Here is a 12,544-nt window from a genome sequence, read left to right as displayed (position 1 = left end):
ACTTTATTATCTGAGTGAATCAATAGTAACTGCCTTATACTTAAAGTGTCTACATCAAACCCAACAAATTATAGATCATCACTGCTGCTTCTGCACGGCTAGCATTCTTCTTCGGTGCAAACTCATCGTTACCTACACCGTTTATTATGCCTGCTCCCTGTATTGCCTCTACCGCTTGCTTCGCATAACTTGCGATGTTTGCTTCATCCTTGAAGGCTGTAGCTTCACCACTTACTAACGCCAGTTGCTTAATTTGGACAGCCTTGTATACCATAACCGCCATATCTTCTCGCGTAATGTTCTCATGAACTCCGAATCGTCCATTTGGTTTCCCGTTCACAATCCCCAGCTTCTGCGCGGTAGCGATATTTCCATGGTACCATGCTCCTTGCTTCACATCACTAAAGCTTGTCGTTGCGCTCTCATCCGATAGATCAAACAACTTCATCAGCATGGTGATGAATTCTGCTCTTGTCACTTGACCATTCGGATTAAACTCTCCATCGCCTACACCCTTCACAATGCCTCTTGCTCCCAATGCTGAGATCGCGTCCTTCGCCCAGTCTTGGTTCACATCCTTAAAGCTCGTTGCAACATACGCTACCGTATACTTGCTCAGATACGTTGGCTTGAACTCTATTTTTCCTGTCGCTGCATTGTATTTACCATTCGTCACCACTCTTAGCTCTCCGTTGTCCTTCACATCGTATACAACGACGTTGTTTGGTTTTTCGTTAGCCTTTAGTGTGTATGGCAATTCAATCACGAGATCATCTTTGCCATCAAACTGTGTAAGTTTCTTGCCATCAATCGTTAGCTCAATATCGTATACGACCTCACCATTCAGCTGAGCTTGTGCGCCAGCTGGCAATTGATTAGCTGCGATTTTCTTAATCGACAATCCTAACGTTTTCCCCGCACTTGTTCCTGTTCCAAGCAGTTCGGTTGCCACGGTTACGACTGCAGAGCCTGTGTTGATCTCGATGTGATCTACCGTAGAAGATCCACTTGTTAAGCGCGCATCTACTGCTAGCTCAATCGTTAGCCCATTCAAGCTTGCATCAGCTTCAACTTGCATGTGTAACTTACCGCCTGTCGTTTGATCAAGCGCACGCTTCACCGTATCCGCACTTAATTTCACTTTAGAAGCACCGCTCTCATTTACGACAGGCTTAATGTGTATTTGACCATTGTCCAGTACCACTGGATCACTTCCACCTGGAGCTGGTGGTGCTGTAGGTGCAGGAATGTTACCGTCACCGCCACCATTTCCATTACCACTGCTTGGTGCTTGTGGTGTTCCATCAATCGATGGTGTTACCGTTACCGTAGCGCTGGATGATAAACCACCATCCACTGTAGTTACTGTAATCCTTGCTGTTCCTGGTGCCACCGCTATTACTTGACCTGTCGCACTTACAGTCGCTACAGCTGTATCGCTAGAGCTCCATGTTACTGCTTTTTTCGTTGCATTAGCTGGTGCTACCGTAGCTGTCAATTGCCCTGATTGACCTTCTACGATTGACAACGTCGTTTTGTCCAAGCTAATTCCGCTAACGGGTACGTTCTTCCCGTTGAGTGCATCATACTCACTTTGTCTAATTGGAATTACCGTTCCGTGACGCGGACTGGCTGGTAAGTTGTAGTTAGAAGATAATGTCCAGACACCTGATGCAAGATTTGTTGTCTCGAATGGAACATAACCTCTTCCACCAAACTCATCTACGAATAAATACCATTTTTTATCGGTATTTGATTTGAAGATCGTTGGACCCTCAACCCATTTGATGTTACCAACGCCTTGATTAATCATCTTGAAGGTTGGATCTAAGATCGAGTCACCCACCTCTTGGAAGATCATCTTGCCAAATGGAGCAGAAGCTCCGTTGTTTTGCTCATCTTTCGTAAAGCGATACACTTTTCCTTCATGCTCAATCATCGTTGTGTCAATGATTGAATATCCATAATCCAAATATACTTGCGGTTCAGTAAACGTATAGAAATCTCTTGTCTTGCTATACATCATTTTTTGATAAGCATCACCTGTATGGGATGCATCATCAAACATTCTTGATGCCCAAAATACAATATATTCACCTGTTGTGTTGTCGTACATAATTTCTGGTGCCCATGTATTACCCGCTTCTTCCGGTGCAACCTCTACCATGCGTTGATCTGTCCAGTTGACTAGATCATTCGATTCCCAAACCATAATGGAACGACTGCCCCATGTCTGTGCTCTACCCCAGTTACCATTGCCGTTAATTTTTAGATCGGTAGCGATCATGTAGAACTTATCACCTTCAGGCGAACGAATAATGAACGGATCACGTACCCCCTTCTCCCCTAAGGTAGAGGTTAATACAGGTTTACCATTATTCAATTCTCGCCAGTTCAACGGATCATTGCCGTTACTTAGTGCAAAGTAAACTTGCTCACCTGTTGCAGTACCTTCTCCAGTGAAATATGTGAAAAAGTATCCCGCATATTTTTCATCAGCAGGCAGTTCCTTCACCTTCGCAATAAATTCCTTCGTAGTGGATGCTGAATTTAATGTAATCGTAGCTGTAAGCTTCACATCTACATTTCCACTACCGTGTACCGGACGTTTTACTTCTCCAGTAACTGAAACGACTTTTGGTTGTGCAGAAGCCCAAGTAATCGTTGTTCCATATAGACCAGATGTTGGTAGTGCGATATGACCTCTTACATCATTAATGTTATGAACGACTAGTGCTGCTTTTGCTTCATCTACAGAAGTGACATCGTTTGGCAATGCCTTAACCGTCAACTGAAAAGTTTTGTTAACTGTCTCTGTACCATCTGTAAATACTGCTGTTAACGTTACAACTTGATCACCTGTTGCGTTAGCTGGTCTGGTTACGGCACCTGTAGTTGAGATGACATTCCCCTTATCTGAAGTCCAGCTTATTGTTGTGCCATAAACACCTGATGTTGGCAATGTTACATTGCTTATAATCGCATCTTTTGATGCATTAGAAGCAAGAAGATCATGAATCGTTAATTTCTCTGTCGCAGCCGATACAAGCATGCCCTCCATTAAAGCAATCTTCTGATCTGCATGGGCCTTAAGTGATGTAATATCTGCCGCAGTCATAGCACCATCATAGATTTGGAAGTCTGCAATCAAACCGCCGAAGTAAGGATCAGCTGTATAGAATGACTTACCGATGGATCCACTACTGCCTGAAGTATTTTTTATTTGTTCTAGTGTCATTCCATTCGTTGAGCCTGATGCAACAGCAACACCATCAATATAAAGCGTTAGTGTACCATCCGTGCCTGAAACAACAGTCGTAACGACTTTCCATTCATTATTCTTTAAGCCTGTGGTAGAAGTTGAAGACTCATTGTTCCAAGCATTCGTCGCGATACCTAGGCGAGCCAGACCGTTAGCGTTATAACGTGGTGTGAAATACGTATAGTGTGTATTATTATTTGGTCTTCCTAATGCATATAACCACTCCGCAGCGTTTTTACCGCTCCAGTTCACAATGGATGAAACAGTCATATCCGTTAAACCATCGAGAACTCCTTGTGGCAGTTCTACATAAGAGTTAGTTGTGCCACCAGTATAGCTTAGTACACCAGCATCTTGTGTACGAATCCATTCTGCTTTAGACGGATTCATCCATTTTCCATTGAAGTTTCCTGTTTGGTCAATAACCGTCGCACCATCGATATCATTCATATCGTAGTGAAGAATGAGCTCTGCCCCAGATGGCTGCTCTACTGGAGGAGTAACGTCTTCATCAGCTAATGTTGCAATCTCTTCAACGGATAATGCACGATTATAAATACGGAAATCATCAAATTTACCATTAAATAAACTATGAGAGCTGTTTCTCGATTTACCAATATAATTCATCGTTGTTTCCAGTAACATTCTCGGCTCAACGTTAAATGTCGAGCTACGTTTAACCTCTTGACCATTCACATACAATACTGCATCAAATTCATCCATTGTAATTGCAACATGCTGCCAAGTCTTCGTTGGTAATAGTCCAGAATTTCTCACCGCATATTTATATTCTGATCCCAGTCGCGTGCTGTCATTGCTAAATTTCTCTGTAAAAGGGGTTACGACAGCGAACTCTAGACTACCTGTATCACCTTGTGTGCTCAAGTACATGGTGTTGCGGTTAACCTGTCTGCCTGTGTCGGAAGCAAAATCAAATATTCTTTGATTTGCTTGATTTCTGTCCATTTGAACCCATGTAGAGAACGTAGCCTTCTCAAGATTCAAGGATTGAATCAAGTTATCTGGCAGCTTCACATATCCTGTTGATCCATTAAGCTCTAGTGCACCACCCGTTTTACCGATACGATCCTCTTCATTAATCGTTGCTCCACCTACTAGTGTTGCGTGATGACCATTGCCAGAAATGTCATTCACCGTTGTACCATTCACTGTATTTGCATCGAATGAGTAATGTACAACCGGGTCTGTTGATGGTGCTGGACCTTTCCAGGCATACTTCTCTTGCAAAGCATCATACTCTGCACGTGAGATTGGAATTACGGTTCCGTGTCGTGGTCCTGGCGGAAGTGCATATTTATCACTACTTAGTACATTGTTCATATATTGCATACTACTATCCAGATCTGTTGTATATCGGACATGATATGGCCATGAATCAAGGAACAGATACCATTGGTCTTTATTATTATCCTTAAAAATCGTTTGCCCTTCGTTGTTGCCATTATTTCCGATCAAGCCAAGTTTATTATCACGTGTACCCGGAACAGCGTCGTATTGAAGGCCGTTTGCTGCAATACCGTCCTTGTCATAGTAAAAAGTTGGTGCTTTCTCCACATACACTTTAGTATTTACTTCTGATTTGGTGAATCGGTACAACATATCATTATGCTCAATAAACGTTGTATCAATGGTCGGAAGTGACTCATCAATCATGACCTTTGGCTCAGAGAAGTTGTAGAAGTCTCTTGTTGTTGCGTAGTACATCACATTGTACTGACCTGCAGGTCTTCCGTTATAATCACCGTATGTCTCTGTGTTTTTCATCGATGATGCCCAAAATACGATATACTCTCCAGTTACTGGATCATAGATCGCTTCTGGTGCCCACGTATTTCCTCCAGTCTTAGGAGCAACCTCGATCATACGCTGCTCGCTCCAATCAACGAGATCCTCCGACTCCCAAATCATCATGTAATGACTACCCGTAATTTGAGCTTGGTCGAAATTTGTACTTTCGCCCATTTTCAAATCGGTTGCCAGCATATAGAATTTATCACCTTGTGGTGACCGAATAACGAATGGATCACGAAGTCCTTTTTCACCCATATCAGATTGAAGGATCGACTTACCATTATTCAGCCCTTTCCAGAACAATGGATCTTCAGCTGTAGCGAAGGATATCTCTTCACCACCCTCATATTCACCTGTAAAGTATGCAAAGAAGTAAGCATCATGCTGTACTGGCGCAGCTGCTTGTTTAATCGTAACGTTAAACGTAAGCTGTTTAGAAGCTGCACCATTCGTAATTGTAGCTATTAACGTAACGGGCGTATCCGTAGCTTGACGGCTTACCCAACCTAGCTGTTTAGCATTACCAGCCGCTTCAGTCGTTCCTTTAACAACTGCCGGTCTGCTAGATAACCATGTAATTGTGGAGCCTTGTTCACCTGTAGCAACAAGATGTAAGTTACCTTTAATGTTGTCAGCATTGTAGATCTCTATTTGTTCAGCGTCCAGATCAACCTTCTGCTGATCATCGAATTGCTTCAAGATTGTAACAGGGAATACAGCTGTAGTTGATACGCCTTGATACGTTAAAGTAGCCGTAAGCTCTGCCTGAACATTACCTGCTTGAACAGCTGGACGTTGTACAGTGCCATGGTTAGAAATGACAGTAGGATGACTAGAACTCCAAGTAATGCTCACGCCGTTTTTACCGCTTGTTGGTAATGTAACGTTTCTCGTTATCTTATCGGTGCTTTTATCGCCTTCACCTAAGAAACTACTGATGTTAAGTTGATTTGCTGCATCATCCACAGTGAGCTGACGTATTTTTGAGATGTGTGTTGCTCCTTCTTGTTGATATAACTCGCCTACTTCTTGCTCTGTCAACGCGCGATCATATACTCGAAAATCAGCTACGCTACCTTGAAGGTATGGATCGTTTGAGAAGATTGATTTACCGATAAAGCCAGAGAAAGTAGCATCCGGATTAATAATTTCTGACAGCTTTAGTCCCTTTGCATTACCCGAAGCAACCTTAACTCCATCCACGAATAACGTTATCCTATTGCTAGCTTCGGACAAGGACACCGTTACATGCTTCCACTGCCCACCGATAAGGTTTGAGTTTGCGCTACCTGTAACTAACGCTTCGTTCGGCCAGCCATTTTTAGAGATACCTGTCGCAATCATATTACCTGATCCACTACCGTGACGTGGTGTTACGAAGAAATATTTGTTCGTTTCTGGAGTTAATACAGTACCCAAACCGAAGATCCAGCGATTCGTCCCATCATTCGTCCAGTTCACGATTGAAGATACTGTAATCTCATTCAGACCGTGTAGTAGATCTAGTCCATTTGAGCCCTTAGGAATCTCAACATGCCCACTATTAGATGTAGAGCTTCCACCATTGAAGGAGACAAAGCCAACCTCACTGTTTGAAATGAATTGTCCATTGTTTGGATTTCTAAATATTCCGTCAAATGTAACTGCCTTATTGGCAACATCCTTCAGTACGAGTTGACCGTCTACTTCTTCAGTCGTCTTCATGTTGTAATGAAGAATAAGATCATCTTTTAGCGATTTTCCCTTAACGGTAACGGCTGATGTAGCTGTAAACTCTCCATCTTCAGTCTGTACCGTCATTGTGGCTGTACCTCCACTAACAGCTGTAACTTTACCCGTTGAATTGACAATCGCTACACTGGAGTCACTAGATGTCCAGATAACTCTTTTATTCGTTGCATTTGAAGGTGAAATCGAAGCCACTAATGTCTCGCTGTCCCCCACTGATAAAATAATTGTAGGTTCATTAAGCAAGACATTCTTAACGGCAATCTGCTCAACAGAGTCATCCTTAGGTAGTAAGGTAACCATGAACTCCTTCGTTGCCTGGCTTCCACCCAAAGAAATGGTTGCAGTTAACGTCACTTGTTGCTCCATTTCTCGTAAGAACACTTCCCCAGTTGGACTAATCGCACTCTCATCACTAGGAGTCCATGATATCATTGCGCCATTCTTATCTTGAGTAGGCAGTTCAAGAGATTCTGTAACTGCCGATATGTCTCCTAACGTTAGCTCTATTTTGCCTTGTTGTACTTGCTTTTCATTAAACGATTGTTCATATACTACAGCGATATCTTCATTATTTAGTGCCTCTCCGTAAATTCTTAAATCTTGAAAGTTGCCCGCAAAAGTAGCATCCCCTAAATAATTGGAGCGTCCGATGTAAGCCTGCAAATCAGTACCAAAACTTGCTGTTGTTTTCTCTTTGGCGGTCGTGCCTATATGAACACCGTTGATATAACCTGTAATAGAGCGTTCTGTAATGACCGTCGTATAGTGAACCCATTGACCTTCGTGCGGTGACGTAGAAGGGCCTGATACCCCTACCTCAGTCGACCAAGGCTGGTCAACATTATTGTTATTCGTAAATACTGACTTAAAATCACCACTTGGATTCGATGGATTAAACATCCAGTAATTCGTTGGCAAGTTATTGCCAGCTGCTGGAGTACCGTAGAATAATGCTGAGTAGTTCCCACTCCCAGTGTTGCTCTTGATCCATACAGATATCGTTGTATTTTCTTGATTATCAAACAAACCAGTAGGAAGCTGAACGTAGTTTGTATTACTATCTGTTCCCCCAGGCAGAGTGAGACCATCGGTGTACGTAATGTCTCCTACGGCCGTTCCATGCTTTTCATTACCTGATATATCCTGTACATCCTCAAGCAATGGATAATGTGCCAACATCGTTGGTGTTATTTTGTCCGCTGAAGCTTGATTGCTAAATGGCAGAACAAGATTAAACCAGTTACTGAAGGTCATAAGTAAAACTAACATTAGGATTGTAATTTGCTTCCGCATAGCATTCTTCCCTTCGATTAATTTTCAGAAGCATACAACCCATATCTCTCACCTTTAAAACCAGACCCCCTCGCTAAAGGAAATAGAGATACGGCTTAAAAAAGAATGCGCTTACATTTCTTCTCATATTACGTCTTCAACACTTCCAATTCAATGTAGTATCTTGTTAATAAGGTGGATTTTTTTATTGCAATTCACGCAAACTTCAACACTATCCCTATACTTGGAAGTAATCGTTTTCATTCTAAATATACTCTATGGGTAAATTAAAGGATTGAACGCCTGATAAACATAATATATATAGTTGGGCGCTTGTCATATGAACAACGTGTCCGAATACGATGCGGTAAGCCATGGGCGCACCGCATCGAAAAATAAGGAGGATTTTCATTTATGCCAAAACGATTTAGCAGAATGCTCGCCTTCCTCTGTTGCTTGGTAATGGTGGCGTCGCTAATGCCTACCAGCTATGCCGCCGCCACTGACAACATCGAGAACACAGTAGCGAATGAAACACCCACCGCCATTTTTGGAACTCCCGAACTCGGGTCAAACGACCCACTCTGGAGCCAGACCATGGAGCATCACATCAACAAAAGCACTGTGCCCGCCGATCCCAGACCCCATGCCACGGGCACAGCCAGAATCCTTTGGGACCATGACTACCTATATGCCCGAGTAGTTGTGAATGACAGTAATCTATATCTGGGAGCTGGCGGAGATCACCAATACGACAGCCTGGAATTTTATGTCGGTACCGGAACTGGAGGCTCAAACCAATGGCGCGTCAGCGCGACGGGTGTGTTCTCAGGGCAGGCCGCTCCGGGCAGAGCTGCATGGACCCAGATCACGGAAACAGGATATATCGTGGAGATGAGAATACCCAAAAGAACCTTGACCTTGGAGGAGGGCAAGCTTACCTTTGAGGTTTATATTAATAACTCGACGGAAAAAGGCGGTGACCGCTATGAAGTCGTTTCCAGTTTCGGAGATCCAGACGCGGCTTACACCAGCGCTGCTTCTTTTACAGACAGCCTGCAGCTCTCTTCAGCCAATGAAGTGGACACTAGATTCTCAATCACTGCCACTGCGGGACCGGGCGGCCGAATAACGCCGAACCCACCCGGCGATGTTCTGAGAGTAGATCGGGACGCTAACAAAGAATTTACGTTTACCCCCGATTCCGGCAAAATGGTGGATACCGTAACGGTAGACGGCGAGACCGTGACTCTATCTGCTGGCACTTATACCTTTTCGAATATTGAGACTAACCATACCATTCATGTGACATTCAAGAACGATCCGGACGCGGGGATACTTCCCTTTATCGTATGGAATGACAACTTCGCCAGTGGCGAGTACACAACGGCTGTCATCATCGACTTAGGCCAGGGGAAGGCAGCGTTAGGCTCCGAGCTTAATCCGGACTTGTTTACCTTGTCAGCCAGGAACACAACCCTGAACGGCGAAGCGGTGACCTTTGAAGGAACGCGCAAGATCACAAGGGTATACGCTAATGACGAACCGAAGGTACGCGGCTATCTGGGGCCGGTAAGCAATTCACCGGATTATCAGGACGGACTGGCAAGCGGCCGTTACATCGTAGTTGAGTCTGAGTTTTATTCAGCGAGCGGCGGCAAAACAACGCTGGATGGCAGCAGTAACTCAACAAAGCAGGTTTACAACATCGTCCCAAACGGAGAGATTGTACTGACAGAAGGGAGTCCACTTCGCAACGTGGTTTTTGAACAGGAAAAAGTTGTGAATCCGATCCTTGACAAGTTTACAACATTCACGGACAATTCGGTCAATCGCTCGCTCTACCTTCACAAGGGTGAAGACGGTAACGTGATGAAAGGATTGCCGCTGTATGTTTATACACATGGTATGTCACGCGGCGGCACAAACGCTGCGATAGACCAAAAAGCGGCCATGAAATCCGCCAACGGCTCGGTCGCTCTAATGAAAAAAATGGAGAAAAATCCTGACAAGTACGCCAGCCATGTACTGAATATTTCCTATAATGGCGTATCTGTTCCCTCAACAGAGAATGTTAAGAAGGTCATAAACGCCCTGATTGCCAGCGGCGAAGTAGACCCTAATCGTGTTTACGCGGCGGGCTTCTCATGGGGCGGCCAGTATACAAACAACTTAGTTAACAGCCATCCTGGCTTCTTCGCCGCCGCCGCACCTATGGCCCCGGTAAGCGGTTCACCGAATGCTAAGGACAACGACGCTCACAACAATCTGGCCTATTGGATGTTTGTAAATGCTCATAACGTTGCAGGCTACCAGACTAACCTCAATAACTTCATCAATAACAATATGCCAAAAATGATCAACGCGAGGGCTTCGCGCTTTGAGAGTAATGAGGTCCTTACGTGGCCCTACAATCAATTTGATCAGCCAAATCTGAGGCCGAATCCAGCCAACACACCTGTTCTGGCTGATTACATAGCGCACGAAGTTGAAGCGGCGGTTCTTTACAACCAGATAACTATGGGGAATTGGAGCATAGCTCCCACGGCGCAGTCCTCTAACTTGCCGGTTTGGAACAATGACTACACAGATGTCTTTGATTGGATGTTCGCGCAGAGAAAACCGGTCGTCCCCGGTGCTCCGAACGGCTTCAAGGCGACAGCCGGTGACGGACAGGTCACATTAAGCTGGACCGCCCCTGCTGACGACGGTGGCAGTGCGATCTTGGGCTACAAGGTATGGTATGGCAACGTGACGCCGGTCACACTGGATGCGACGGAGACCAAATATACCTTTAAGAACCTGACAAACGGCCAAGGCTACAACTTCACCATCATCGCGATGAACGCGAAGGGCGACGGCGCGGAGATCAGTGTGACGGCCATGCCGATGAAGACGACGACTCCCACTGTGCCTGATTCTGGCGGCAATACGGGCAACACCGGAAATACCGGCAACATCGGTAATACGGGCAACACCGACAATACGGGCACCGGGACAGACGCTGGAACATCGAAGTTGGCCTACACAGTGAATACACCGAAGGATAAGCCCGCGGTCACAGACAAAAACGGCAACACCACCCTCCCCGGAGGCGGCGAGCTTACGACCAAAGGCGGGACGAAGATTAAAGTACCCGAAGGCACAACGATAGACTCAAACGGTAAGGTAACCATTCCAGCAGACAAGAGCGCCGAAGTGACACTACCCGGCGGCAACAGCACAGTGACCATTTCGGGCGGCTCGACGATCGCGAGCGACGGTACGGTTACAGTAGGCGGCAAAGAAGCGCATGTGAACCTGCCAAACGGCAACCAGGTGCATATCCACGACGGATCGAAGATACGGAGCGGCGGAACGGTTGTGGTAGGATCAAGCGGCGCAAGAGTTGGCTTAGACAACGGCATGTCGCTGAACATCCGTGAGGCTACGGAGCTGGCGTTTGATGACGCCACCCCACTGGGCTTCCACGTGCTATCGGGCAATCCTTTCAGGGATGCCAATATGGACGACTGGTTCTACAACGATATAAATTTCGCCTACACATACAATCTTTTCAACGGCACGACGTCCACAACATTCTCACCTGGAAGCGCAATGACGCGTGCAATGTTCGTGCAGGTACTGGCCAATCTTGAGGACGTAAACCTCTCCAGCTACACGGGTTCCCGCTTTAGCGACGTGACGAACGGACAGTGGTACACGGCGGCAGCCGAGTGGGCGGCCGAAAAAGGCATAGTCAACGGTACAAACGCAGACCTGTTTGACCCCAATTCACCGATGACGCGCGAGCAGATGCTGGTGATCCTGTACAACTACATGAAGTACAAGGGCTATGAGCTACCTGAAAGCCACTCTAAGTCCTTCACGGATGAGAGTGAGATCAGCTCCTGGGCGTTGGAGGCCGTTCAGACGCTACGGGGCATCGGCATTGTATTAGGCAAGCCGGACAACTTTTTTGCTCCCAAAGCCACCGCCACCCGCGCCGAAGTAGCCACGATCTTTGTAAGATTCGTCGAATATCTGGCTAACTGAAAGCGTATACAGAAAAATGCAGACCCTTCCGGTTGGACAATATCCAGCCGGAAGGGTCTCCTGTTTTCAAACTGTACTTTTTTTGACAACTCCACAGTCAGGACTTTAAACCCTCTATTTTTTCATCTAGAATATTCGTCCCCAAGTCCAAAAAATTCTAATTAATTAATGCATGTTCTGATTTATTTCACCACAAAAAAATGCCATCACAATAATGTGATGGCATTCTTGATTATGGAGCCTAGGGGGATCGAACCCCTGACCTCATCGCTGCCAGCGATGCGCTCTCCCAGCTGAGCTAAGGCCCCAGGATATGAAGTAGATAACTTGTCCAGCGCTGCTACGTTCCACAGGCGACTCCTATATCATATAAAATCCAGCTTTCGCTGTCAATCACTTTTTAAGATCCAAAGTGATTGGAGAAGAACAACC

General features: G+C 45.4%; 2 protein-coding genes and 1 tRNA gene. 1 reads left to right on the top strand and 2 read right to left on the bottom strand.

Annotated elements, in window-relative coordinates:
• Positions 1-49: 49 nt before the first annotated feature.
• Entirely contained in the window at positions 50-8,074 is an 8,025-nt protein-coding gene (locus tag AC4E8D_RS10180; protein ID WP_490206195.1) for an immunoglobulin-like domain-containing protein, read from the bottom strand.
• Positions 8,075-8,491: 417 nt separating this feature from the next.
• Between AC4E8D_RS10180 and AC4E8D_RS10175 the strand changes: the two genes are divergently transcribed.
• The gene (locus AC4E8D_RS10175; protein WP_490206194.1) at positions 8,492-12,112 is read left to right on the top strand and encodes an S-layer homology domain-containing protein; all 3,621 of its coding nucleotides are present in this window, start codon (positions 8,492-8,494) and stop codon (positions 12,110-12,112) included.
• A 235-nt stretch (positions 12,113-12,347) separates the two neighbouring features.
• Here the strand turns inward: AC4E8D_RS10175 and AC4E8D_RS10170 are convergent.
• Positions 12,348-12,420 (bottom strand) — tRNA-Ala (locus tag AC4E8D_RS10170).
• Positions 12,421-12,544 lie beyond the last annotated feature (124 nt).

The sequence above is a fragment of the Paenibacillus sp. SRL342 genome, from assembly GCF_984798905.1.
Note: the sequence above shows the minus strand (reverse complement) of the source record. Positions and strands in the feature narration are given on the sequence as shown.